This window comes from Microbacterium gubbeenense DSM 15944 (genome assembly GCF_000422745.1).
In the GTDB taxonomy this organism is placed as follows: Bacteria; Actinomycetota; Actinomycetes; order Actinomycetales; family Microbacteriaceae; genus Microbacterium; species Microbacterium gubbeenense.
In genome coordinates this window covers 1-25,125 of sequence record NZ_AUGQ01000021.1, presented here as the reverse complement: position 1 = coordinate 25,125, position 25,125 = coordinate 1, and the positions used below count along the sequence as shown (strand labels likewise).

Annotated in this window: 26 protein-coding genes, 2 tRNA genes and 1 pseudogene; 19 read left to right on the top strand and 10 right to left on the bottom strand. The window is 67.3% G+C overall.

Features of this window, described 5'->3' with window-relative positions; translation table 11 throughout:
* Positions 1-225: 225 nt before the first annotated feature.
* From G510_RS0111075 to G510_RS16575, 3 genes are all read right to left on the bottom strand, one after another.
* A complete protein-coding gene (locus G510_RS0111075; RefSeq protein ID WP_245563321.1) occupies positions 226-756 on the bottom strand; it encodes a pyridoxamine 5'-phosphate oxidase family protein in 531 nt (176 codons plus the stop codon).
* 275 nt (positions 757-1,031) lie between these two features.
* Entirely contained in the window at positions 1,032-1,550 is a 519-nt protein-coding gene (locus G510_RS0111070; RefSeq protein ID WP_029153683.1) for a methylated-DNA--[protein]-cysteine S-methyltransferase, read from the bottom strand.
* Positions 1,547-2,413: a DNA-3-methyladenine glycosylase family protein gene (locus G510_RS16575; protein WP_051216693.1), complete on the bottom strand. Its 867-nt coding sequence runs from the start codon at positions 2,411-2,413 to the stop codon at positions 1,547-1,549. Before G510_RS16575 ends, G510_RS0111070 begins: the two co-directional genes overlap by 4 nt.
* Positions 2,414-2,499: 86 nt before the next feature.
* Here G510_RS16575 and G510_RS0111060 point away from each other — a divergent pair, with 86 nt between their 5' ends.
* A complete protein-coding gene (locus G510_RS0111060) occupies positions 2,500-2,745 on the top strand; it encodes a hypothetical protein (protein WP_029153682.1) in 246 nt (81 codons plus the stop codon).
* Positions 2,742-3,725 carry an SRPBCC family protein gene (locus tag G510_RS0111055; RefSeq protein ID WP_029153681.1) on the top strand — a complete coding sequence of 328 codons (984 nt, stop codon included), beginning with the start codon at positions 2,742-2,744 and terminating at the stop codon, positions 3,723-3,725. The genes G510_RS0111060 and G510_RS0111055 overlap by 4 nt, the downstream gene beginning before the upstream one ends.
* Positions 3,726-3,763: 38 nt before the next feature.
* Here the strand turns inward: G510_RS0111055 and rsmG are convergent, their stop codons facing one another.
* Genes rsmG through rpmH form a run of 6 tightly spaced genes read right to left on the bottom strand, consistent with a single transcriptional unit; the run spans position 3,764 to position 6,850 of the window.
* Positions 3,764-4,399 carry a 16S rRNA (guanine(527)-N(7))-methyltransferase RsmG gene (rsmG, locus tag G510_RS0111050; RefSeq protein WP_029153680.1) on the bottom strand — a complete coding sequence of 212 codons (636 nt, stop codon included), beginning with the start codon at positions 4,397-4,399 and terminating at the stop codon, positions 3,764-3,766.
* Positions 4,396-4,878: a Jag family protein gene (locus G510_RS0111045; RefSeq protein WP_029153679.1), complete on the bottom strand. Its 483-nt coding sequence runs from the start codon at positions 4,876-4,878 to the stop codon at positions 4,396-4,398. The genes rsmG and G510_RS0111045 overlap by 4 nt, the downstream gene beginning before the upstream one ends.
* Entirely contained in the window at positions 4,875-6,011 is a 1,137-nt protein-coding gene (gene yidC, locus G510_RS16570) for a membrane protein insertase YidC (protein WP_051216692.1), read from the bottom strand. The genes G510_RS0111045 and yidC overlap by 4 nt, the downstream gene beginning before the upstream one ends.
* 6 nt (positions 6,012-6,017) lie before the next feature.
* Positions 6,018-6,332 (bottom strand): membrane protein insertion efficiency factor YidD, encoded by a 315-nt coding sequence (gene yidD, locus G510_RS0111035; RefSeq protein ID WP_036322960.1) that lies wholly within the window; start codon positions 6,330-6,332, stop codon positions 6,018-6,020.
* 20 nt (positions 6,333-6,352) lie between these two features.
* On the bottom strand, positions 6,353-6,691 hold the full coding sequence (gene rnpA / locus G510_RS0111030) for a ribonuclease P protein component (RefSeq protein WP_029153677.1): 339 nt from the start codon (positions 6,689-6,691) through the stop codon (positions 6,353-6,355).
* A 21-nt stretch (positions 6,692-6,712) separates the two neighbouring features.
* Positions 6,713-6,850 (bottom strand): 50S ribosomal protein L34, encoded by a 138-nt coding sequence (gene rpmH, locus G510_RS0111025; protein ID WP_029153676.1) that lies wholly within the window; start codon positions 6,848-6,850, stop codon positions 6,713-6,715.
* A 271-nt stretch (positions 6,851-7,121) separates the two neighbouring features.
* Here rpmH and dnaA point away from each other — a divergent pair, with 271 nt between their 5' ends.
* From dnaA to G510_RS0110960, 13 genes are all read left to right on the top strand, one after another.
* Entirely contained in the window at positions 7,122-8,519 is a 1,398-nt protein-coding gene (gene dnaA, locus G510_RS0111020; RefSeq protein WP_029153675.1) for a chromosomal replication initiator protein DnaA, read from the top strand.
* A gap of 433 nt (positions 8,520-8,952) precedes the next feature.
* Entirely contained in the window at positions 8,953-10,098 is a 1,146-nt protein-coding gene (dnaN, locus tag G510_RS0111015) for a DNA polymerase III subunit beta (RefSeq protein ID WP_029153674.1), read from the top strand.
* Between the two features lie 9 nt (positions 10,099-10,107).
* The gene (recF, locus tag G510_RS0111010; protein ID WP_029153673.1) at positions 10,108-11,280 is read left to right on the top strand and encodes a DNA replication/repair protein RecF; all 1,173 of its coding nucleotides are present in this window, start codon (positions 10,108-10,110) and stop codon (positions 11,278-11,280) included.
* A complete protein-coding gene (locus G510_RS0111005; protein WP_051216691.1) occupies positions 11,277-11,771 on the top strand; it encodes a DciA family protein in 495 nt (164 codons plus the stop codon). Before recF ends, G510_RS0111005 begins: the two co-directional genes overlap by 4 nt.
* Before the next feature lie 119 nt (positions 11,772-11,890).
* Positions 11,891-13,906, top strand: a complete 2,016-nt coding sequence (gene gyrB / locus G510_RS0111000; protein WP_029153671.1) for a DNA topoisomerase (ATP-hydrolyzing) subunit B — start codon at positions 11,891-11,893, stop codon at positions 13,904-13,906.
* 26 nt (positions 13,907-13,932) lie between these two features.
* Positions 13,933-16,482, top strand: coding sequence for a DNA gyrase subunit A (gene gyrA / locus G510_RS0110995; protein WP_029153670.1), 2,550 nt, complete (start codon positions 13,933-13,935; stop codon positions 16,480-16,482).
* Entirely contained in the window at positions 16,479-16,883 is a 405-nt protein-coding gene (locus G510_RS0110990; protein ID WP_029153669.1) for a DUF3566 domain-containing protein, read from the top strand. Before gyrA ends, G510_RS0110990 begins: the two co-directional genes overlap by 4 nt.
* 147 nt (positions 16,884-17,030) lie before the next feature.
* Positions 17,031-17,107, top strand: a tRNA-Ile gene (locus G510_RS0110985).
* Positions 17,108-17,284: 177 nt separating this feature from the next.
* The gene (locus G510_RS18580) at positions 17,285-19,363 is read left to right on the top strand and encodes an FAD/NAD(P)-binding protein (protein ID WP_169562611.1); all 2,079 of its coding nucleotides are present in this window, start codon (positions 17,285-17,287) and stop codon (positions 19,361-19,363) included.
* A complete protein-coding gene (locus tag G510_RS0110975; protein WP_029153668.1) occupies positions 19,360-20,379 on the top strand; it encodes a lactonase family protein in 1,020 nt (339 codons plus the stop codon). Before G510_RS18580 ends, G510_RS0110975 begins: the two co-directional genes overlap by 4 nt.
* A gap of 48 nt (positions 20,380-20,427) precedes the next feature.
* A complete protein-coding gene (locus G510_RS0110970) occupies positions 20,428-20,970 on the top strand; it encodes a PadR family transcriptional regulator (RefSeq protein ID WP_029153667.1) in 543 nt (180 codons plus the stop codon).
* A complete protein-coding gene (locus G510_RS16560; protein ID WP_051216689.1) occupies positions 20,967-21,698 on the top strand; it encodes an alpha/beta fold hydrolase in 732 nt (243 codons plus the stop codon). The genes G510_RS0110970 and G510_RS16560 overlap by 4 nt, the downstream gene beginning before the upstream one ends.
* A 113-nt stretch (positions 21,699-21,811) precedes the next feature.
* Positions 21,812-21,884: transfer RNA gene (locus G510_RS0110960), tRNA-Ala, on the top strand.
* A gap of 28 nt (positions 21,885-21,912) precedes the next feature.
* Here the strand turns inward: G510_RS0110960 and G510_RS0110955 are convergent.
* Positions 21,913-22,311 carry a VOC family protein gene (locus tag G510_RS0110955; protein WP_029153666.1) on the bottom strand — a complete coding sequence of 133 codons (399 nt, stop codon included), beginning with the start codon at positions 22,309-22,311 and terminating at the stop codon, positions 21,913-21,915.
* Positions 22,312-22,407: 96 nt separating this feature from the next.
* On the opposite strand from G510_RS0110955, the gene G510_RS18855 reads away from it, so the two are divergent.
* The 4 genes and pseudogenes from G510_RS18855 to G510_RS17975 form a co-directional block, all read left to right on the top strand.
* Positions 22,408-23,409 (top strand): HTH domain-containing protein, encoded by a 1,002-nt coding sequence (locus G510_RS18855; protein WP_029153665.1) that lies wholly within the window; start codon positions 22,408-22,410, stop codon positions 23,407-23,409.
* A 144-nt stretch (positions 23,410-23,553) separates the two neighbouring features.
* Entirely contained in the window at positions 23,554-23,901 is a 348-nt protein-coding gene (locus G510_RS0110945; RefSeq protein WP_036322947.1) for a cupin domain-containing protein, read from the top strand.
* A 119-nt stretch (positions 23,902-24,020) separates the two neighbouring features.
* On the top strand, positions 24,021-24,407 hold the full coding sequence (locus G510_RS16555) for a hypothetical protein (RefSeq protein ID WP_211219185.1): 387 nt from the start codon (positions 24,021-24,023) through the stop codon (positions 24,405-24,407).
* A gap of 493 nt (positions 24,408-24,900) precedes the next feature.
* Positions 24,901-25,125 (top strand): annotated as a pseudogene (locus G510_RS17975) (ISL3 family transposase); the annotation flags it as partial.

The window sequence follows — 25,125 nt, the reverse complement described above, 5'->3', positions numbered from 1 at the left end:
GTCACGTGAGCTCAGGTCGCATCCGCGGGGGAGTGCGCCCGAGAAGCACAGACCCCTCCTCACCACAGCACGACGACGCACAGTCACCATCACTGTCCTCACCACCCAGATCCGCCGCGAGAACCCCAGATCGCGCCCGCTGCCTAGCTCCTCCACCACCACCGCAACCCCACGCACCACGACCGCGCAGTTCAGTTCATACAACCCAACGTTCCACGTGAAACATCACTCGCCCGCGTACGCGACGCACCACCTCGGGCGGATCCGGTACATGCGAATCTCCTCGCCCCACGAGAGCGGGCTACTGCCGTAGTGTGCCGTCCAGTGCTGGATGATCCCGTCGTACTGCGCATCTGAGGCGTCCAGCGGCTCCACGATCCCGTGGGTGAAGAACCCGAGCCTCTCTCCATCGATGTACGCGGCACTCACGGAGGGGCGATGAGCGAGGTGCCGCGCCTTCGCCGATCGGCCGTCCGTTCCGAATGTCCACGCGCCATGGATGAAGTGGCCGTCCACGGCGCTCACGCGGGGCTCGCCTCGCCGCGTCACGGTTGCGAGACTCAACACCTTCATTCCCTCGAGGCGGGGGAGGAGCGCCTCAGCCGACAGCGAATGATCCGGCGTCACAATCTCCTGCAGGTGATCTGTCGCCGCTGACCGCGACCGCTCCATCATTTCCTGAAGATGCTGCCGTTCCTCAGCTGTCTCGTACATGGTGTCCTCCGCCTTTAGTTTCACGTGAAACATCTGCGTCATCCATCCTGCCGTGCCGAGCTCCCGCGAGACAAGACACCGCGCACCAGATCGTTCACCCACATGGACGGATGATGGCTGTCGGTTTACGCGGCGATGTCCGGCCGCTCGTCGACCAATAGATATCCACAGGTGCACTCCGCAATGCGCTCCCTCGTTGCATGGACGGCGTCACGCGTGTTTACGCGGATCCGTCGCGAAACGCAACCCGCGACGCTGAGAGTTATCCACAGGCGGTCGTCGATCTGTGGAAACTCCTATTCTACACTTGTAGCATATTAGAAGAGTGCCGCGAACCCGGGCGCACCCTCGCGAGCGAGCAGCGATCGCTTCACCTCGAGGCCCCACGCGAAGCCGCCCAGCGACCCGTCAGCACGCAGCACCCGATGACACGGCACGAACAGCGCCGCAGCGTTCCGCGCACACACCGCCGCCACCGCCCGCACAGCTCCGGCGTCCTGTCCGAGGTGATCGGCGAGCTCCGAGTACGTCACGGGTTCGCCGGGCGGGATCTCCCGAAGGCCGTTCCACCCTCGCGCCTGCAGGACGGTGCCGTGCTGCCGTACCTCGACGGTACTGACGGCCACCGCATCGCCCTGGTAATACGCACGCACCGCATCCGCCGCGACAAGCGACCCCTCGCGCACGGAGGCCGGTCGCAGCGTCGGATGGATCCGCGCAAGAACGTCGTCAGCCGAGGTGCTCCATCCTGCTCCGAGAACCGCACCATCGTCCGCCGCGACGATCGTGAAGGGACCGTCGGCGGTTTCAGCGACGTCGATCGTCCCGTGAGTCATCCGCGATCTCCTTTTGGTGCAACAAGCGCCTGACGCCACAGGTGCGCAGACAAGTACGACCTCCACGGGGCCGCGCGCCCAGCCCACTCACCCAGAGTGCGAGGATCCGATGGAATCCCGACGGCGGCCGCGCCGGCCCGCAGGGCGAGGTCGCCGGTCAACACGAGGTCCGCATCTCGCGCCACACGCATGCGCAGGTAATCGGCAGTCCAGGGGCCGACGCCTGGCAGCGCGAGCAGGGCGTCGCGCGACACGGATCCATCGATCACCAGTTCTCCGCTCACGACCGCCTCAGCGGCCCCCACGATGGCCCTCACGCGCGCCGCTGGGCCGCGCAGCACCTCGCTCCCGCGCGCAGCGATCGCAGCCGCCGTGGGGAACAGGATCCGCTCGCGACCGGCGAGCATCGCGCGCTCGCCCACCTCCTCCGCCAGGCGCGAGAGGTGCGTGCGTGCCGCAGCGACGGAAATCTGTTGGCCGACCATCGCGCGGATCAGCATCTCGAACGGATCCGCCGCTCCGGGAACGCGGATGCCCGGCACGCTCTCGACCAGGGGAGAGACCTCCGGAATCGCGCTCAGCGTCGCGTCGACCATCGACCCGTCCGTGTCGAGGTCGAACACGCGTCGCACGAGCGCGATGAGGCCGTCGACGTCACCGGGATTCGCCGTTTCGACATCGAGGATCAGCCGACGATCACGACGAATCCGGAACCACGCCGGGCCGCCCTCCAGCCGGATCGTGCGCGAGAAGCACGCCTCCGACGCCTCCTCGACGCCCGCAACCGCGCGCGGCACCATCCACGCGAAGACGCCCGCAACGTCGCACGGATCCGCATAGGTCAGCTCGACGTCGCGAATCATCCCCTCAGCGTCGCACACCCGGTCCTCGCGCATTCAATCAGCAACGCAGCTTGACACGAGCTCAATAAGCAATGTACGTTGACAACATGAACACCACCCAGACGGCTCAAGCGGCCGCCGATACGACGGATCCGCGCGCCGGACTGCGCGCCGTCGTCTCGCTGCGCGCACTCGCCGACGCGCTCGAGCTGCGCCAGGTCGAGGCCGCGCTGCGCGCCGGGATGACCTGGCAGCAGATCGCCGATGGTCTCGGCGTCACGCGGCAGGCCGTGCACAAGAAGTACGCCAAACGGATCGACCCCGCAATCGTCATCCCCCGGAGGACCTCATGAGCAAGATCGGGCAGATCGTCGCCACCAGCTATGGCCTATCGATGGCCGCGAGCGAAGAGGCTTCGCGGTTCAGCGCACACGAGATCGACGTCGAGCACGTGCTGCTCGCGCTCGTCATCGACGACGGCACGGCCGGGCAGGTGCTGCGGGCCATGGGCATCCGCCTTGACGCGGCGCGCGACGCCGTGGCGAGCCAGCATCGCGACCAGCTCGCCTCCCTCGGAATCGCTGCGGAGATGCCGGAAGAGGCGCGCATCCGGTTCCCTCAGCAGGGCGCCTCCGACTGGTCCGATCGCGCGTTGAAGCTCCTCACCGACGCCGGCAGCCGCGGCAAGTCCGGCGACACGACGGCGGTGCTCCGAGAGCTGCTCGTCGAGCCGAGCGGCACCGCCGAGGGCATCCTCACGCGGCTCGGCCACGCACCCGCCGCGATCGCGGAGCGGCTGGACGACGCAGAGGGGATCCGCGCGCGCGATGCCCGCATACAGGGGCGTCTGTCGCGCACGCACACGGCGTTCGTGCCCGCGAGCGTCGAGGACGTCTGGCAGCTCGTATCCAGCCCGGAGCGACTGCCCGACTGGGAGATGAACCTCATCGCCGTGCGACCGGCGCACGGCGCGTGGGAGGGCACCACCCGCACCGTCGCCCCCGACGGCAAGGCCCTGAAGGGGCGACCCACGATGGTGCGTCAGCTCATCGACCGCATCGCCGCCGACCACCCGCACCATGTCACGTGGGAGATGCGGTTCCCCGACGCTCCGCGCGCGAACCGCCGATCCGTCTCGGTCGATATCGAACAGGCCGCCGGCGGATCCCAGGTCACGGTGCACTTCGCCTGGCTGCGCGGCCCCGGCCCGTCCCGCCCGCTGCGCCTCGTCGCACCCCTCACCCGGTTCGTCGCGCGCCCCGTCGTGCGCCTCGCCCTCTGGGTGCAGGTCACCGCACTCACGAGCGCGATCAGCAGGGCGCTGCGAGCCTGACGCCCGGGCCGTGAACGCGGCAACGAGCCGCGCGCCGGCTACGCCCTAACGTCCGCCCGGAACACGCGGGTGGGCTCGGCAATAACGCCCTCACCGATGATCTCGACGCGCGAGTTCGTCAGCTTGTGCTTGCGGATGACCTTGGCGGCCTTCTCGATCTCACCGTCGACGCTCTGGCCCTTCAACAGGATCAGCTCGCCGCCGTCCTTGGCGAGCGGCGCCGTCCAGGGGATCAGCGTGCGCAGCGCCGAAACGGCGCGCGCGGTCACCGCGTCGAGCATGCCCTCGTACCGACCGGCCTCCTCGGCCCTCGCCCGCTCGACGATGACGTTGTCGAGGCCGAGCGACGAGACCTGCTCGTTCAGCCAGGCGCACCGGCGCTCCATGGGCTCGATGAGGATCCACTCGACATCGGGCCGCGCGATCGCGAGCACGATGCCGGGCAGGCCCCCGCCGGATCCGACGTCGCCCACGCGACCCGCGGGAAACAGCGGTGCGGCGATCGCCGAATTCAGGATGTGACGGTTCCAGAGCCGCGGCAGCTCCTGCGGGCCGATCAGGCCGCGCTGCTCACCGTGCTCGGCCAGCGCACCGGCGAACTGGCGCGCGAGGTCGATGCGATCACCGAACAGCTCACCGGCCGCCGCGGGCTCCTGCTCGAGAAGAGAGGTCACGCTCTGCGAACCACCGTGTGGCGGTCGCCGCGCTCGCCATACGACTCCGAGACGTACCCGCGCTCGGCGACGATGTCGTGGATGATCTTGCGCTCGTACGAACTCATCGCCGGCAGCGACGCCTGAGATGCGCCGTCCTCGAGGCGGGCGATCGCCTGGTCGACGAGCACGCCGAGCTCGCCGCGGCGCGCGTCACGGGATCCCGCGACGTCGAGGATCAGGCGCGAGAACTCGCCCGTCTCTCGCTGCACCGCGAGGCGAGTGAGCTCCTGCAGCGCCTGCACGACGTTCGGGTCGGCGAGCGACTTCAGCGACTCGTCGTCGCTCTCGACCGAGACGTAAGCGCGCCCCTGGCGCACGTCGAGCTCGAGGTCGCCGTCGAGGTCGGCGATATCGAGCAGGCCCTCGATGAAGTCGGCCGCCGCGTCGCCCTCGCGTTCGAGCTGCTCTGCGGTCGGAGTGCTGTCTGCCGTGGTCATGTGGTCTTCCCCTCGCCGTTCGCAGGCTTGTCCGCTCCGGGCGCGGGATCGGGCGAACTCTTCGCCGGACCGGCCGGCCCAGCCGGATCCTTCTTCTTCTGCTCCGCCGCGACCTGCGCGTCCTTCTTGGCGCGCTTGGCGCTCTTCGGCTGCACGCGCTTCGCCTTCGCGCGGCGCTCGAGCTCGACCTGGCGCTCCAGCTCGGCCTGCTCGCGCTCGTACTCTTCGATCGAGACGATCTTGCCCTTGGCGTTGATGCGCTTGCCCTTCTTGGCAACGCGCTCCTCGCGGGCCTTCGCGGCCTCGGATCCCGGGGTGGGGTTCTCGCGGATGATGTAGAACTGCTGCGCCATCGTCCAGAGGTTGTTGAAGAACCAGTACGTCACGACGCCGAGCGGGAAGAAGACGCCCGAGAAGATCATCGCGAACGGGATGACGTAGAGCATGATGCGCTGCATCTGGTACGCCTGGCCCTGGCGCGCCTCGGGCGAGAGGTTCTTCGAGACGATCTGCAGCTGCGTGGTGAACTGCGTCGCGATCATGAGACCGACGAGGATGATCATCATCACGATCGCGGCCGTCGAGGTGGCGATCGGGTGCTGGAAGTGGTCGACGAGCGTCTTCGACAGCGGCGCGATATCGAACAGCATCGCGTCTTCGAACTCGTTGACCTTCTCGGGGGTGAAGAGCCACTTGTTGAGCCCGCCCCGGCCCTCTGCGTGCCACGTCGCGATGTCGCGCAGCGTCCAGAACAGCGACAGGAAGATCGGCATCTGCACGAGCATCGGCAGACATCCGGAAACGGGAGAGGTGCCGTGCTTCTTGTACAGCGCCTGCGTCTCGCGCATCTGCGCTTCGCGCGACAGCTGATCCTTCTTGCCGCGGTACTTCTCTTGGACCTTCTTCATCTGAGGTCCGAGTTCCATCATCTTCCGCTGGCTGTTGATCTGCTTGACGAACAGCGGGAAGATCGCGAGTCGCACCACGACGACGACGCCGAGCACGGACAGCACCCAGGACAGACCGCCGTTGCCCGGCAGGCCCAGCGTGGTCCATACCCAGTGCCATCCGACGAGGATCGCTTCGATCACCCAGCGGATGGGGAAGAGGATTGTTCCGAAGAAGTCGCCCACGGAGGGTCAGTCCTTTCGACGCGACATCACAAAGCCGCGCGGAGTCAGGTCGTACGAGAAAACAGAGTGAAGACGCACATCGTCTTCGCCGCCTGCAGCCCACGGGTGGCACCTCGCGATCCTCGCGATGGCCATACCCGATCCTCTCACGAGGCCGTGCTGCTGCAGCGCAGTCACCGCATACGCGGAACACGACGGGAAGTAGCGACACACGTCGCCGTAGAGCCTCGAGATCGTGGCGCGGTACGCCGTCATCGCGAGGATCCCGATATTGCGAGGGATCAGCGCCGGCTCAGGTATGCGAAACCGCGCCGACCCCATGGCCGACGCGGGAAGCACGCTCACGATGCCGCCTTGCGCTCGATACTGCCGACGACATCGTGCCGCAGCTCGGAGAAGGGCGACGTCGCCGATGCCGGAAGCGCGCGGATCACGATGTCGGCCCCCCGACGCACCTGCGGCGTCGCCTCGAGGCAGATGGCCTTGAGGCGACGCCGCACGGTGTTGCGGGTCACAGCGTTTCCGACCGCCTTGGACACGATGAAACCGAATCGGGGCAGCCGATCCTCGTGTGTGTCCACGACATGGAGCACATGCACCGCGCCCGCGCGACGAGCGCCCCGACGGACGACTGATCGATAGTCGATGCCGCGGGTGATGCGCTGCGATCGCGAGAGCACGTGCGACGTGCCGCTCGTGCTCTACGCGGAGAGCTCGGTACGGCCCTTGCCGCGGCGCGCGCTCAGGATCGCGCGGCCGGCGCGGGTGCGCATGCGGGCACGGAAGCCGTGCTTACGGGCGCGACGACGGTTGTTGGGCTGGAAAGTGCGCTTGCTCATACTCACTCCGGGAGGTTCGTGTCACCGGAAAACAACGGGCCGGAGACGTATTTCAGAAATGCCCACAGCGGGCACAAGTCAACCGCAACAGTCTACGTCGAGATTCGAAATCCTCGCAAACCGCGAGCACAACCTGTCAGTATCCCCACAGGGGCCGACATCTCACCTCGAAGACACGCGGATTCGGCGAATGGGGTTTGCGACATCGCGCCGACCTGACTAGCGTAATCCAAGTTATCCACAGGCTGTGCAAAATAGAGGAGGCGGACGGATGGCAGACGTTCCCGACGTTCCGATCTGGCGTCTCGTGCTCGCTGAGCTCAAGGAGGACGACCGCGTCACGCCGCAGCTCGAGGGCTTCCTGAGCCTCGCCGTGCCGCAGGGCGTTATGGGCGGATCCCTCTATCTCGACGTCCCGAACGATCTCACCGCCGGGCAGCTCAACAAGCGCATGCGCGAGCCGCTCATGGACGCGATCGCGCGCGTGGGCGACGACAGCGTCACGTCGTTCCGCGTCGTCACGAACCCCGAGCTCGCGCAGCAGCCGTACATCCCCGACGCCTCGCCGCTGGCGACGGATCCGGAACCCCAGCAGGATCGCTCGTCGCGCCCGATCGAACAGCCGCACCCGCAGCCGCGCAGCGAGACCCGCCTCAACCCGAAGTACACGTTCGACAACTTCGTCATCGGCCAGTCGAACCGCTTCGCGCATGCCGCGGCCGTCGCCGTCGCGGAGGCGCCCGCCAAGGCTTACAACCCGCTGTTCATCTACGGCGACTCGGGCCTCGGCAAGACCCACCTGCTGCACGCGATCGGCGACTACGCGCAGAACCTCTTTCCCGGCGTGCGCGTGCGCTACGTCTCGAGCGAAGAATTCACCAACGACTTCATCAACTCGATCGCGAACAACCGCGGCGCCGCATTCAACGCCCGCTACCGCGACCTCGACATCCTGTTGATCGACGACATCCAGTTCCTGCAGGGCAAGGCCGAGACGCAGGAGACGTTCTTCCACACGTTCAACACGCTGCACGACCACGACAAGCAGGTCGTGATCACGAGCGATGTGGCGCCGCGACTGCTCACCGGCTTCGAGGACCGCATGCGCTCGCGCTTCGAGTGGGGCCTCATCACCGATGTGCAGGCGCCCGACCTCGAGACCCGCATCGCGATCCTTCGCAAGAAGGCCTCGAGCGAGCGGATCTACATCCCCGAGGACGTCATCGAATACATCGCCTCGCGCGTCTCGACGAACATCCGCGAGCTCGAGGGCGCCCTGATCCGCGTGTCCGCGTTCGCCAGCCTCAACCGCTCCGAGGTCAGCCGAGAGCTCGCCGAGGGCGTGCTCCGTGACATCGTGGACAAGCCCGAAGACACGGTGGTCTCGCCGACCGACATCATCCAGGCGACCGCGACGTACTTCAAGATCACGGTCGACGACCTGTACGGGCCCGGCCGCGCCCAGGCCATCGCGCAGGCCCGCCAGATCGCGATGTACCTGTGCCGCGAGCGCACGAACCTGTCGCTGCCGAAGATCGGGCAGCTGTTCGGCGGCCGCGATCACACGACCGTCATGTACGCGACGAAGAAGATCACGCAGCTCATGAAAGAGAAGCGTCAGCTGTACAACCAGGTGCAGGAGATCACGGCTCAGCTCGGTCGGCGCTGAGTTATCCCCAGACTCTCCACACGGTGCGCATCCCACGGATCCGTCGCTGTTAAGAGTTCTCCACGTTGTGGATAACTTGTGGATAACTGTGGAGACACGCCATTCGCCCTGTGCACGACACGCGCCACCGCTGTGAAACCCGCTGTGTGGAGCGATTCTCCGGCCTTCGACGTATGAACCGCTCATCCGCAGCTCGTCCACAAACGACATCGATGTAGTTACCTACTCGCTTCTAGGATCCACAGAGTTATCCACATTCTCCACAGCTGTTAACGCTGTTAAGAGATCTCTCTTATCCAAGGGCGCTCCAATCACCACCACGGATCGAGTTTCGACTCGGGCGGCCATGAGCTACTAGCATTGGGTTCCCGCGACATCTGCGTTCTTCGAAGAGCGTGTCGTATCGATCTACACGCATCTGAGGGAGAGCTACGTGAAGTTCCACGTGAACCGAGACGTCTTCAGCGAGGCGGTCTCGTTCGTCGTCAAGCTGCTGCCGCAGCGCAACCCGCAGCCGATTCTCGCGGGCGTGCTGATCGAGGCCGGCACCGACGGATCCCTCTCCCTGTCTGCGTTCGACTACGAGGCATCGGCCCGTACGACGATCGAGGCGACGATCGACGAGCCCGGCACGATCCTCGTGCACGGCCGCCTGCTGAACGACATCTCGAGCCGGCTGCCCAACGCGCCGATCGAGATCTCGACCGATGACGAGAACAACGTCGCCGTCGTATGCGGTCCGGCGCGCTTCGCCCTGGCATCCATGCCGGTCGAGGAATATCCGGCGATCCCCGAGGTCACGGGCCAGTCGGGCGTCGTGCCCGGCGAAGACTTCTCGACCGCGATCGCCCAGGTGGCCTTCGCCGCGTCGCGCGACGACGTCACCCCCGTGCTCACGGGCGTGCAGCTCGCCGTCAGCGAGAATTCGCTCGGCCTCGTGGCCACCGACCGCTACCGCGTCGCGCTGCGCACGGTCGACTGGGACGGCAGCCAGCAGGAGGTCCAGGCGCTCGTTCCGGCCCGCACGCTGATCGAGGTCGGCAAGACCTTCGCCCACGGCGGCAACATCTCGATCGCATTCTCGGGCGAGGGCGACCGCGAGATCATCGCGTTCACGGCCGGCAACAAGACCGTGACGTCGCTGCTGATCAAGGGCAACTTCCCGCCCGTGCAGCGACTGTTCCCGGAGCAGACCGGGCACTACGCCGTCGTATCGACGAGCGACCTCACCGAGGCCGTGCGCCGCGTGGCGCTGGTTCTCGACCGGTCGGCGCCGCTGCGCTTCACGTTCAGCCAGAACGAGGTCACGATGGACGCTGCTGGCGGCGACCAGGCGCGCGCGTCGGAATCCGTCGACGCGACCCTGACCGGCGGCGACGAGGTCACGCTCGGCCTCAACCCGCAGTACCTCCTCGAGGCGCTCGGAGCGGTCAAGAGCGAGTTCGCGCGCATCACGTTCACGTCGAGCGACAACGCGAACAAGCTCAGCCCGATCCTGGTGATGGCACAGACCTCCGTCGAAGACGCCGCGAGCGACAACTTCAAGTACCTGCTGCAGCCCAACCTGCTGCTGCGCTAGGCGCGGGTCGTGATCGTCGAGCACCTCAGCCTCGTCGACTTCCGCAACTACGCCGAGGCGGAGCTCGATCTGCAGCCCGGCACCAACCTGCTCGTCGGCCGCAACGGTCAGGGGAAGACGAACCTCGCCGAGGCGATCGCGTATCTCGCCACCCTCGGATCCCATCGGGTGACGTCGGATGCGCCGCTCGTGCGCGACGGGAAGGACGCCGCGTTCGTGCGCGCCCGTCTCGCGCACGGCACGCGCACCGTCACGCTCGAACTGCAGGTCAACAAACAGGGATCCAACAAGGCGCGCGTCTCGGGGAACCCGGTGCGCACGAACGAGCTGCCGCGCTACGCGCAGGCGGTGCTGTTCGCGCCGGAAGACCTGCAGATCGTCCGGGGGGATCCGTCGTCGCGGCGCCGCTTCGCCGATCAGCTGCTCGTGCAGCGAACGCCGCGGATGGCGAGCGTCATCGCCGACTACGACCGCACGCTGCGGCAGCGCACGACCCTGCTGAAGTCGGCGCGGGCGCGCGGCATGAAGGTCGAGCAGCTCACGACCCTCGAGGTGTGGGACGACAAGCTCATCGCGCTCGGAACCCAGATCATCGACGCGCGGATCCGTCTCGCGCGCGACCTCACGGATCCGCTCGCCGCCGCGTACGCCGCGATCGCCGGTGAGGATCACGCGCCCGGGCTCGCGTGGGCGCTGTCGATCGGCGGCGAAGATCCCGAGGAGGACGAGAACGCTCGCGAGGTCACCGCGGGCGACATCGCGGCGCAGTTCCGTGCCGCGCTCGAGGCGAAGCGGGCGCAGGAGATCGAACGCGGCCTGACGCTCGTCGGACCCCACCGCGACGACCTCGTGCTGCGGCTGCGCGGGCTGCCCGTGAAGGGGTACGCCTCGCACGGCGAGGGGTGGTCGATCGTGCTGTCGCTGCGCCTGGCATCGGCCGAGCTGCTGCGGCAGGAATCGCCGGGCGGCGACCCGATCCTCATCCTCGACGATGTGTTCGCCGAGCTCGATGCGGCCCGGCGCGGCCGCCTGGCAGGCGTCGTGGCCGACTACGAGCAGGTGATCGTCACGGCCGCGGTGGCGCGGGATATCCCCGAGGCGCTGCGCGCCGGCGCGGTGCGGATCGAAGCGGGAAAGATCCTCGGTCCCCTCGCCGAGCACCCGTTCGAGGAGTCGTCGTGACGAACGAGCGGCCCCCGGGGATTCCGGAGACGATCGCGACGTACCTGCGCCTGCGCGGCCTGCCGCTCAGCCAGGCCGCGCGCCGCAAGCGGCGTCAGCGCGGGGATCCGGACGGGAGCCAGCCGTTCGCGAAGGGACGGGATCCGGGCACTCTCGGCGACGCGATCGAGGCGCTCACGTCGGCGAGCGGCTGGCGGCCGCAGCTCGAGCGCGAGGAGCTCGCGCTGAACTGGGAGGAGATCGCCGGCGAGGACAACGCCGCGCACTCCTTCATCGAGACCTTCGCGCAGGGTCTCGTAGTCGTGCGATGCGACTCGACGGCGCGTGGAAAACAGATGCACCTCATGCGTGCGAACTTCCTGACCCGGGTGCTCGAGCTGTACCCGGATTCTGGCGTAAAGGAGATTCGCTTCTTCGGGCCGGACGTACCCACCTGGAAACATGGCTTCAGGCGTGTGCAGGGGCGCGGCCCGCGCGATACATACGGTTAGGACGGGAAGGGACCCATCTGAGGGGCTTTTCTCGCGCGAGAGGGCCTGTTAGGCCGCTTTTCACATCCCGACCGGGTAAACTGAAAGACGCTGCGCACACGACTAGGAGCAATGCTTTCATGACGAATGAGACCTCTCACAACAAAGTGATGAACGAGTATGGCGCGGACGCCATCCAGGTTCTTGAGGGGCTCGAGGCGGTGCGCAAGCGCCCCGGCATGTACATCGGTTCTACCGGACCGCGCGGTCTGCACCATCTCGTGTACGAGATCGTCGACAACTCGGTTGATGAGGCGCTCGCGGGGTACTGCGACACGATCAAGGTGACGCTGCTCGAAGACGGCGGCCTGCGTGTGGTCGACAACGGTCGCGGGATCCCGGTCGAGGAGAACAAGAAAGAGGGCAAGTCGACCCTCGAGGTCGTGCTGACCGTCCTCCACGCCGGAGGCAAGTTCGGCGGCGGCGGATACGCCGTGTCGGGCGGTCTGCACGGCGTCGGATCATCGGTCGTGAACGCCCTGTCGACGCGACTCGACGCGGTCATCAAGCGCGACGGCTACGAGTGGAGTCAGTCGTACGCGGACGGCGGTCACGCGGTTGCGCCGATCGAACGCGGCGACGAGACGGACGAGACGGGTACGGAGATCACCTTCTGGCCGGACGCCGAGATCTTCACCGAGACGGTGGACTTCGAGTACGAGGTGCTGCGCACGCGCTTCCAGCAGATGGCCTTCCTCAACAAGGGTCTGACGATCGAGCTGTACGACGAGCGCGCCGGCTCGATCGAAGAGGTCGACGACGCAGACGGTACGCCCGAGGCCCAGCAACGGCATGACGTGTTCATGTACGAGAACGGCCTCATGGATTACGTCGATTACCTCAACAATGCGCGCAGGTCAGAGCGCGTGCATGAGGAGATCATCAGTTTCGAGACCGAAGACACCGATCGCAAGATCGCGCTCGAGGTTGCCATGCAGTGGACGACCTCGTACAGCGAGAACGTGTTCACCTATGCGAACACGATCAACACGCACGAGGGCGGCACGCACGAGGAGGGTTTCCGTGCGGCGATGACGACGCTCGTGAATCGATACGCTCGTGCGAACAACCTGCTCAAGGAGAAGGACGAGAACCTCACGGGCGACGACGTGCGCGAGGGCCTCACCGCCGTGATCTCCATCAAGCTCGCAGAGCCGCAGTTCGAAGGTCAGACGAAGACAAAGCTCGGCAACACCGAGGCGAAGAGCTTCGTGCAGCGCGTCGTCAACGAGGAACTGGGCGACTGGTTCGAGCGCAACCCGCAGCAGGCGAAGACGATCATTCGTAAGTCGATCGACGCGGCGTCGGCCCGCATGGCGGCTCGCAAGGCCCGCGAAACGGCTCGTCGTAAGAGTGTCTTCGAATCGGCGGCCATGCCCGACAAGCTGAAGGACTGCACGAGCAAGGATCCGTCGATCTCCGAGATTTTCCTCGTCGAGGGCGACTCGGCAGGCGGATCCGCGGTCGACGGGCGCAACCCGACGACGCAGGCGATCCTGTCGCTGCGCGGCAAGGTGCTGAACGTCGAGCGCGCACGCCTCGACAAGGCACTCGGCAACCGGGAGATCCAGGCGATGATCCAGGCCTTCGGCCCGGGCGTCGGCCCCGAGTTCGATATCGAGAAGGCGCGCTACCACAAGATCGTGCTCATGACCGATGCCGATGTCGATGGACAGCACATCACGACGCTCCTGCTCACATTGATCTTCCGGTACATGCGCGGACTCATCGAGGCCGGGTTCGTCTACCTCGCGATGCCGCCGCTGTACCGCCTCAAGTGGACCAACGCCCCCCATCAATACGTGTACTCGGATCGCGAACGTGACGTGTTCGCGGAAGAGGGCATCGCCCGCGGCTGGCGCCTGCCGAAGAGCACGGAGGGCGGCGTGCAGCGCTACAAGGGCCTCGGCGAGATGAACGCCGAGGAGCTGTGGGATACCACGATGAACCCCGAGACGCGCACCCTGCGTCAGGTGACGATCGACGATGCGGCCGCGGCCGACGAGATCTTCGCCGTCCTGATGGGCGAGGACGTGGAATCGCGCCGAAACTTCATCCAGCGCAACGCGAAGGACGTCCGCTTCCTCGACATCTGATCGAGCGCGGCTAGAGAGACGAATTCATGACTGACACAGAGCTTCCCGAAGACGAGGGACGTCCGGACCTCAACGCGGACCACAACCATGGTCGGATCGACCAGGTCGACCTGCAGTCGGAGATGCAGCGCAGCTATCTCGACTATGCGATGAGCGTGATCATCGGGCGCGCGCTGCCCGATGTGCGCGACGGCCTGAAGCCCGTGCACCGCCGTGTGATCTATGCGATGTACGACGGCGGATACCGCCCGGACAAGTCGTTCTCGAAGTGCGCGCGCGTCGTCGGCGACGTGATGGGTCAGTATCACCCGCACGGCGACACCGCGATCTATGACACCCTTGTGCGCCTCGTGCAGCCGTGGTCGATGCGGTACCCGATGGCGCTCGGCCAGGGTAACTTCGGCACCCCGGGCAACCAGGGCGCCGCGGCCCCGCGATACACCGAGACCAAGATGGCCCCGCTCGCGCTCGAGATGGTGCGCGACATCGAAGAAGACACGGTCGACTTCCAGGACAACTACGACGGCCGCACCAAGGAGCCGACGGTCCTGCCGGCGCGCATCCCGAACCTTCTGGTCAACGGATCCATCGGCATCGCCGTCGGCATGGCGACGAACATCCCCCCGCACAACCTCCGCGAGGTCGCGGACGGCGCGCTGTGGGCGCTCGATCACCCCGAGCTTCCTCGCGAGGAGCTGCTCGCGGGCCTGATGCAGCGGATCCCGGGGCCTGATTTCCCGACGAAGGCGCAGATCCTCGGCACCAAGGGCATCCAGGAGATGTACCGCACGGGCCGTGGATCCATCCCGATGCGCGCAATCGTGAACGTCGAGGAGATCCAGGGGCGCACCTGCCTCGTCGTCACAGAGCTGCCGTATCAGGTCAACCCCGACAACCTCGCGGTGAAGATCAGCGACCTCGCGCGCGAAGGGCGCGTGCAGGGCATCGCGGACATCCGCGACGAGACGTCTGGCCGTACTGGCCAGCGTCTCGTGATCGTGCTCAAGCGCGACGCGGTCGCGAAGGTCGTGCTGAACAACCTCTACAAGCACACCGACCTGCGGTCGAATTTCTCCGCGAACATGCTCGCGATCGTCGACTCCGTGCCGCGCACGCTGCCGCTCGATCGCTTCATCACGCTGTGGATCTCGCACCAGCTCGAGGTCGTGGTGCGCCGCACGCAGTTCCGCCTGCGCAAGGCCGAAGAGCGCATGCACGTCCTGCGCGGCTACCTCAAGGCGCTCGACGCGCTCGACGAGGTCATCGCACTGATCCGTCGTTCGCCCACCGTCGACGAGGCGCGCGAAGGCCTGAAGGCCTTGCTCGATATCGACGACATTCAGGCGGATGCGATTTTGTCGATGCAGCTGCGCCGCCTCGCGGCGCTCGAGCGCCAGAAGATCATCGACGAGGCCGACGAGCTCGAGGCGAAGATCGCCGACTTCCGGGAGATCATTGCGAGCTCGGACCGCCAGCGCGACATCGTCAAGACTGAACTGACGGTGATCACCGACAAGTACGCCGACGACCGCCGCACGCAGATCGTGCACGGTTTCGACGGCGACGTGTCGATGGAGGATCTCATCGCCGAGGAAGAGGTGGTCGTCACGATCACCCGCGAGGGATACGTCAAGCGCACGCGCAGCGACCTGTACCGCAGCCAGCACCGCGGCGGAAAGGGCGTCAAGGGCGCGCAGCTGCGCGCCGACGACGTCGTCGAGCATTTCTTCGTCACCACGACGCACCACTGGATCCTGTTCTTCACGAACACGGGTCGCGTGTACCGCGTGAAGGCGTACGAGCTGCCGGAGGCCGGTCGCGACGCGAAGGGCCTGCACGTCGCGAACCTCGTAGCGATGCAGCCCGACGAAACGATCGCCGAGGTCATCGAGCTGAAGGCGTACGACGACCGCGAGTACCTCGTGCTCGCCACGCGCAACGGTCTGGTGAAGAAGACCCGGCTCGGCGAGTACGACTCGAACCGCCAGGGCGGCATCATCGCGATCAACCTGCGCGAGGGCGACGAGCTCGTCGACGCGATGCTGGTCGACGGCGACGACTACCTCATGCTGATCAGCCGCAAGGGCATGTCGCTGCAGTTCCCCGCGAGCGACGATTCGCTGCGGCCGCTCGGTCGCTCGACCTCGGGCGTGAAGGGCATGTCGTTCCGCGACGGCGACGAGCTGCTGAGCGCGTCGGTCGCGCGCGGCGGCACGTTCGTGTTCACCGTCACCGATGGCGGATGGGCCAAGCGCACCGCGATCGAGGAGTATCGGGTGCAGGGTCGCGGCGGTATCGGCATCAAGGTCGCCAAGCTGCACGACGATCGCGGCGAGCTCGCGGGCGGAATCATCGTGCAGGAAGATGACGAGGTTCTGGTCGTGCTCGCCAAGGGCAAGGTGGTACGCTCAGCCGTTGCCGAGGTGCCCGCGAAGGGTCGCGACACGATGGGAGTCGTGTTCGCGCGCCCCGATAAGGGCGACCAGATCCTCACGATCGCTCGCAACAGCGAGCGCCGACTTCGTGAGGTCGAGGCCGAAGACAATGCTCCCGATAACTCCGAAGGTGATGAATGAGCACGGTAGCTGACAAGCTCGCGAAGAAGTCCGCGCAGAAGACTTCCTCGAAGCAGGTGCGCCTGCGACTCGTGTACATCGACTTCTGGTCGGCTGTGAAGCTGTCGTTCCTCGTGGCGATTGCGATCGCGATCGTGACGCTCGTGTTCTTCATCCTGCTGTTCCTGGTGATCCAGTCGACGGGCCTCATCGCCCAGGTCGACGAGTTCGTCGGCAGCTTCAGCGATGGGCGCTTCTCGATCGAGGCGGCCGTCGGGCTGCCGCAGGTGTTCGCGTTCGGCTCGGTCGTCGCGATCCTCAACCTCGTCGTGATCACCGTCATGGGTGCGGTCGCGGCCGGTATCTACAACATGTGCGTGAAGATCACGGGCGGTCTGCTCGTCGGGTTCACCTCGAACTGATGTGTATGGCGGCGCCCCGGGCTTCCGCCGCGGGGCGCCGCTGCTGTATGCGCGGGGATGCGCCACGCCCGGGATGCGCGGCCGAATTGGAACGCTCATCGGCGATGGGGTATTCTCTTGAAGGTTGACGGCCGTGAGGTCGGATACGGGGCTATAGCTCAGTTGGTTAGAGCGCGTCACTGATAATGACGAGGTCCCTGGTTCAAATCCAGGTAGCCCCACCACGTGGGATTCGCGGAGTTCGGCCGATTCGGCTGGGCTCCGTTTTTTCGTGCCGGAGACGGGCTCGAACGCGACGCAATTCGTCACGATTCGACTCGCAGGGCCCGTTGTTTACGCCCCGCTACCCCGTGTGTCGGCGGTCGTTGTGGCGCCGTACCGGGTGTGCGTACGTTTCCGGCATGGACCCCCGAAATCCTCCCGCTCATCCGATCACCGTCGGCAATGCTCTCGATGGTGCGGGGATGGCGAGCGATGACCGGTGCGCACGCGTGGTGGTCGCGGGGGCGGGGCCCGCGGCGCTCATGCTGCTCGAGCGGATCACGGCGAATCATGCCGCCGAGAGCCCCGGCAGGCGGCTGCGCATCGATCTCGTGGATCCCCACGAGCCGGGCGGCGGCCGCATCTGGCGCCGCGACCAGTCGCCCCTGCTCAAGCTCAACACCCTCGTCGGCGACAACACGATCTTCACCGACGACTCCTGCGTCATCGGTGGGCCGATCGCGCCGGGGCTGGCCCTCGTCGACTGGCTCGGCGAGATCGTTGCCGGGCGCGTCGACCGGCCCGACTGGTGGGACGACGCGCTCGAGAGCGAGGCACGGGGCGTGACGCAGGATTCGTTCCCGACGCGCCGCCTGAACAACGCCTATCTCAGCTGGGCGTACGGCGAGGTGCTCCGCCGCGCCGCCCCCACGGTCTCGATCGCCTGGCACCGGGATCGCGTGGCCCAGGTCGACGCGCCCTCGTCCGAGGAGCCCGCCGCCGTGATCCTGCAGTCGGGCGAGCGGCTCGAGGCCGACGTCGTCGTGTACGCGATCGGCCACAACGGATCCGCGCCGTCGCCGGAATCGGCGGGCCTCGCGGAGTTCGCGGCGACGCACGGCCTCGGATACCTCGGCCCGGCGTTCACCGCCGAGGCCGACCTCGGCTGGGTGCGCCCCGGGCAGGACGTGATCGTGCGCGGCATGGGGCTCGCGGCGGTCGACCTCGTCGTGCTGCTCACCGAGGGGCGCGGGGGCCGATACGTCGCCGACGGCGACCGTCTGCGCTATCTGCCGAGCGGCGAGGAGCCGGTGCTGCACCTGGGCTCGCGCCGCGGGGTGCCGTACCGGTCGAAGATCACGAGCCGCCTTGCGGGGGATCCGACCGCGCTGGAGTTCCTGGGCGACGCGTTCCACGAGCGCATCGCGCGTACGGAGCGTCCGATCGACTTCGACCGCGACGTATGGCCGCTGTTCGTCGCCGAGATCATCGCGGGTCACTTCCGGGAGCTCTTTACGGCCCATCCCGAGCGCGTGCGCGGATCGTGGACCGACTTCCTCGCCCTTCTGCGCGGCGTGCTCGAGGCGCCGGACGGCTTCCGCTCGGACGCGTACCGGGATCTCGTCGCGGCGCACGTGGCGTCGCCGGACCGCTTCGACTTCGCCGCGTTCGATCGCCCGCTCGAGGGCACAGGTGCGACCGGCAGCGCGGCCGACGATGACGAGGCGCTCCAGAGCCGGGTGCGCGACCACATCCGCGTCGATCTCGACCTGAGGACGAAGCAGCACAACAGCCAGACGCAGGGCATGTTCTTCGCGGCGCTGTTCGGGTTCCTCTCGATCAACGAAGTTCCGAAGGATCGGTGGACGGCGCGCAGTCGCACGCTCGCGATCCCGAGGGCGTTCAAGGCGTTCTTCAGCTATCTCGCGAGCGGTCCGCCCGGCCACCGCCTCGAAGAGCTGCTCGCGCTCTCCGAGGCGGGCGTGGTGCGATTCCTCGGCGGGCGGATCCGGTTGGAGACCGACCACGAGCGCGGCGCGTTCACCGCGTCGGGCGAGGCCGTCGACGCGTCGGGCCGCACGGTGCGCGCCTCGGTCGTCGCCTCGGCGCTCATCGACGCGTGGCTGCCCGAGCCGAGCGCGGCGGCGAGCGACAATCCGCTGCTGCGCGGCGTGATCGAGAGCGGCCGGGCCCGCGAACTGACGGTCTCGGACGACGAGCACACGGGAACGACGGGAGAGCTCGTCGTGAACGACGACGGCAGCCTGCCGGAGAGCCCGCGCGAGTTCGCGGTCGGCCCGTTCACGTCGGTGCTCGGCGGCGCGTTCTCGCGGCCAGGGGTAAACGGACTCCCGTTCCGCCACCATGACCGCGTCGCCCGGGCGATCCTCACCGCGCTGGGCGAGTGGGCCTCGGGCTCGGGCTCGTCGCGGTCGGGCCTTGGGCGAGGGACTGATCCCGCCGGGGCGCGCGCCCTGCGGCATACGATTGACGCATGACTGACTTCCTCGTTCTCGTGGCCAATGCCGGCGACGGCAGCATCAGCACCTTCCGACTGAACGATGAGGGGCTGGAGCGGATCGCCGTGACGGAGGGCGTCACGGGGTGCTCGACGTTCGCGGTCGACGGCGATCGGAACCTCGTGTACGCGGCCGTGAAGCCGGATGCGACGAGCGAGTTTCCGGGCGTCCTGACGCTTGCGCTCGACCGCGAGACGGGCGCGCTGACGCCGCGCTCGCGCCGCGACCTGCCGGGCGGCGGCATGAACTACCTCGCGCTGTCGCACGGCGGCACGGTGCTGCTCGGCGCGTCATACGGCGGCGGGTACGGCATCTCGGCCTCGGTCGCAGACGGCGTGGTCTCGGAGCCGGTGTCGCAGGTCGAGTTCCGCAACCTGCATTCGGTGCTGCCGAGCGCGGATGGGCGATTCGCGTACTTCGTGTCGCTGGGCGACGACGTCATCGCGCAGTACGGGCTGGGGGCGGACGCCCGCCTCGACGACCTCGGCACGGTCGCGGCGCCCGAGGGCAGCGGCCCGCGCCACCTCGTGCTGAACGCGGCGCAGGATGCGGTCTACGTGCTGACGGAGTTCTCGGGCGAGGTGCTGCACTACTCCCGGGACACGGAATCGGGCGCGCTCGCGCTCGAAGGCGCGGCGTCGGCGGTGGATCCGTCGGCGGGCCTGACGCACAGCAGGTTCGGCGCGGATCCGGTCGCCGAGCACCTGGTCTGGGGCGCCGACCTGCACGTCGGAGACGGGGTGCTGTGGGCATCCGAGCGCAGCGCGTCGACGCTCGCACCGGTTCGGGTCGCGGGCGACGGATCGGTCTCCGATGCCACGACCTTCACGGAGACCGAGCCGCAGCCGCGGGGCTTCGCCGTCGCGGGGCCGTGGCTCGTGGCCGCCGGCGAGCGCTCGACCGAGGTGGCGCTGTACGCGGTGCGCGGTGCGGAGCTCGAGCTGCTGCAGCGCGTGGAGACGGGCGCGGGCGCGAACTGGGTGCGCTTCGTCTGATCGACACACCTAGTTGACTTATCGACTAGCGTGCGGTTTGATGATTTCGTGGTCCTGGCGCGCATCATCCTCGGGTTCCTCGCCATCTCGCCGATGTCGGGGTACGACCTCATCCGTGCGTTCCGAACGTCCGCCGCGCACTTCTGGAGCGCCGATAAGGCGCAGATCTACCGCACGCTCGCGCGGCTCGTCGCGGACGGACACGCGCGCACCGAGGTGGTTCCCGGTACGGGGGCACCGGATCGCGTGGTCCATCACCTCGAGGCGTCCGGTCGCGACCTGCTGATCGAGTGGCTCGCCTCCGACCAGAAGCCCCAGGCCGAGCGCGATGCGTTCACCGCTCAGATCTTCTTCGCAGAATCGCTCACGACGGGTGAGCTTCGGGGGATTCTCGATGCACGCCGGGCCGCGGCGGTCGACGCGCGCGACGCGCTGCGCGCGGTCGAAAGATCGCTTCCGAACGCGGATCCGACGACCCAGCGCGGGGCGTGGCTGCGACGCAAGACGCTCGAGCAGGGGATCCGCGCCCACGAGGCGCACATCGAGTGGCTCGACGACATTCGGACCGGGCTTGGTGACGCGGCGACATGACCAACGACGTTGTCTTCCTGCACGGCGGCACGGCCGGAGGGTGGATGTGGGATCGCCAGGTGGCGGAGCTTCCCGATCGAACGACGTTCGCGCCCGACATTCCCGGATACCTGACGCGGCGGGCGGAGGAGTGGACGTCGTTCGATGCCGTCACCGACCGGCTTGCCGCAATGATCGCTGATCGAACGACGGGTGCGGTCGACGTCGTGGGGCTCTCGATGGGCGGGATCGTTTCGTTGCACCTCGCACAGCGCCACCCGCAGCTCGTCGCCTCCGTGTTTGCGACGGGGGTGTCGGTGCTGCCGTACACGCGGGGCATGCGAGTGGGCAATGCGGCGACGCTGGCACTGTGGAATCGCCGGTTCTACTGGGCCGGAGTCGCCCGCACCATGGGCCTCGATGGCGACGGCGCGAAGGAGTTCATCGAACAGTCTCCGCCCCTGACGCGTGCAGGTGCGAGGGCGCAGCTGCGGGAGGTCGAGCCCGGCGGCGTCACTCGGCTCACGGAGATCTCGGCGCCCGTGATGGCGCTCGTGGGCGAGCAGGAGTCGCAATACTTCCATCGCTCGCTGCGGGAGATTCGAACGCAGATCCCGGGCGCGGAGGTCGGCTTGGCGCCCGGGATGCACCACGGTTGGAGCGGGGAGGATCCCCGACTGTTCAATCGGATCCTCCGCTCCTGGCTCGACGCGCGCGCTCGGCATCCGGAGCTGCTGCCGGCGAGGTGAATACAGGTGAGCGCGCGAACGGGTGCGCTTCGTCTGATCCGCGATTCGTTTTGCGGCGCTCGGCGCGGCCGGGTAAAGTATGTGAGGTTGGGCGCTCGCGTCCGCACCCTCACGGGGCCTTAGCTCAGTTGGTAGAGCGCCTGCTTTGCAAGCAGGATGTCAGGAGTTCGAATCTCCTAGGCTCCACAATTTCTTGAATCGCGGACGCCTCCCATCAGGCCTCGTGCTGTGACGCCCAGTGTGGGCTCTGTATCAGGCCCACGAGATTGCCGAACGGGTCGCTGACCGAGGCCGACCACCAGCCGTCGCCGCGCTGCGTGATCGGATCGAACTCGATCGCCCCGAGCTCGATGAGACGGTCGAACGACGATCGGATGTCGTCGACGTGCATGCTGACCAGGGCTCCGCCCGGTGCGTCCAAGGCGGGGCGGAAGCGGGCGTCCATGAGCGCGAACTCATCGTCGTCGTCGCCGAACCGCCACTCTGCGTACTGCGGGGTGCCCTGCTCGGGGCGCACGAAATAGGGATCCTCGGTGAAGACGGCGGTGTACCAGTCGACGGCGGCTGCCATGTCATCGGCGACGAGGTTCAGATTGGCGATTCCACGGAACATGATTTCTCCTTCGGTGAGATGGTTCACTCTCCAGCCTGATCGCGAAAGTGATCATCTACTGATAACTTCAAAGAATCCGATCGAAAAGAGCTCGAGATTCGCGCTGACCGACTGATTCAGGCGCTGCTCCTCCTCCAGGGGCGGCAGCAGATCACTGCCGCGCAGCTCGCCGAGGAGCTGGAAGTCTCGGTGCCGACCGCGCGGCGCGACCTCGAGGCGCTCTCCATGGCCGGGGTGCCGATCTACCCGACGCGGGGGCGCGGCGGGGGCTGGCGGCTGGTCGGGGGCGCGCGCACGGATCTCACCGGCCTCACGGAAGGCGAGGTGACGTCGCTTCTCATCGGCCTCGCGCAGAGTGCGACGGCGGAGCCGGAACGCATCGCCGCGGTGCGCAAGCTCGTGAGCGCGGCGCCGGCGCCGTTCCGCGAGTCGGCCCAGCGAATCGCCGACGCAACCGTGCGGGATGCCCCGTGGGGAGATGTGAGCGACGCGGGCGAGGCACAGACCGTCGCCGAGCTGCAGAAGGCGATCGCACGCAATCGCTGCGTCGACCTCGAGTACGCGGGATCGCGCGGCCCGAGCTCCGTCACGCTGGTGCCGCTCGTCGTGGGCAGTCGCGGGGCGCGCTGGTACGTGCTCGGCGCACCGCCCGTCGCGGAGAGCGGCAGGGCCGATCTCGAGCGACTGCGCACGTATCGCGTCGATCGGATCCGCGCCATCGAGCTCGGACGGCCGTCGGACGGCATCCCGTCGGGGTTCGATGCGCGTGAAGAATGGGCGCGCATGGTCGACCGCGTCGAGGGTCTGCGCGGCACGGTGCAGGCGACGATCCGGGTCGAGCCGTGGGCCGTGCGCGCGTTGTGCGATCGGTTCGGCGCGCAGGCGCGCCTTCTCGACACCGCGCCGGACGCGGAGGGCCGCAGTACGGTGACGGTCGGCGCGCACCGCACGGACGCACTCGCCGAGCAGCTGGCCGGCTGGACGGCTGCGATCGAGGTGATCGCGCCGCAGGAGGTGCGCACGGCGCTCCGCGAACTCGGCGAGCGGATCGCCGCCGCGTACTCGGATCCTGTTGATGAGGGTTTGCGCCCGGGCTAGACCCCGAAACGTCGTTCGTTCCGCTCGACCGATCGTGACCGCGCGACGCGTCGATCTCCGTGAACAACGCTTCGATAAGCTCGAGGCAGCCCCGCGACCCCCGCGCGAGGGCCGTGGTCCGCAGGGCGAGCGAGAGGTCTCCGGATGTCCGAAACGTTGAGCAGTGTCGATCTGAGCGCGCTGACCGAGGAACTGCTGACGACGGCGCGCTCGTCGCGCAGCGGCCGCGCGACCCACGTCTTCCGTGCCGTCAAGGGCGGCGCGCTGTCGCAGATCCTGCTGGCGCTCGCGAAGGGCGGCACCCTGTCCGAGCACGAGAACCCCGGCGAGGCGCTGCTGCACGTGCTGCGCGGTCGGGTCGAGCTCGTGGCCGGCAGCGCGGCGTGGGAGCTCGGTGCGAACGAGCACATCGTGATCCCGCAGGAGCGCCACAGCCTTCTCGCCCAGGAAGAATCCGCCGTGCTCCTCACGGTGGTGAAGGCGTCCGCCTGATGGCAGTCGGCGCGCGCCCTGACGGATCCGACGCGACCGTTCCGCGAACCAGCCCGCTTCCGGTCTGGTGAATGGCGCTCGGCGCGGCCTTTGTCGTGCTGGGCGGAGTGACCTCCGCGGTGACGGGACCGCTGGATCTGCCGAAGGGCAGCTGGGTGAGCGCCTACCTGGTGCTCGTGTGCGGGGTGCCGCAGTACCTGATGGGACGCGTCACGATCCGCCACCAGGGGCGACGCTCGGGCTGGTTGCTGCTCGCGGGATGGAACCTCGGCAACGCGGCCGTGGTCGCGGGCACGCTGCTGACGGCGCCCTATGTGGTCGACGTCGGCGGGGCGCTGCTTCTCGTCTCGCTGATCGCCGTGCTGTGGGCCCTCCTGAGCCGGCAGCCGGCGGGCGCGGCCCGAACGATCTCGGGAGCGCCGCGGTGGCTTCTGGTCGCGGTGCTGCTCATTCTTATCATCAGCATCCCCATCGGGCTCGTCCTCGCTCACGTGCGCGCCGGGTGAGCGGTTGTGAATAGTCATCCCGAGTAGTGCGGGGTCATTTCGTGTCGCCCGATTTCTCCGGGCTTTCAATTCGCGGCGGAATTCGCATATCTTTTCTGCGCGGCACACGCCGATATCTTTTCGGCAGAATTGAGACATCCGGAAGTTTCCCCGGGGAAAGTGATTCACGTTCGTCGCCGGGCGAGGGAGAACCGGGCGAGCGCTCTCCTTCGCGATCGACGACACCGACTCGACCACACATGAATATGACGAATTGTGTGCATTCGTGACGCGACATCTCGAATGTCTCGAATGTGTCACCGTTTATGTCGCGGAATGTCGCGAACGCTTGTGGCCGCACGAATGCCGTCATTAGCCTGTGCGAAATGCGTGCGCAGATATCGGGCTCTTCTCGAACGAGGGTGTAGTCCGTTGAGCGCGTCGCTGTCCGTGTAGGAGTCGAGGTCTCCCTGAAGATGGAAGTTCCTACACTGCCCACCCGGAAGACCTCGACATGTCCCACCCTACTTTTGATGCGCCCTGCCTGACCACGTTCTGCCGCCTCGACGAGCTCGGTCTCCAAGCCGTCGGACAACACCTGGAACCCGACCGAGCGATGCTCCAATGCCGAGTCGTTGAACCAGACCAGTGGTGCCAGCACTGCGGATGTGAGGGGACGCCACGGGACACGGTGGTGCGCAGGCTCGCGCACGAACCCTTCGGACACCGACCCACGACG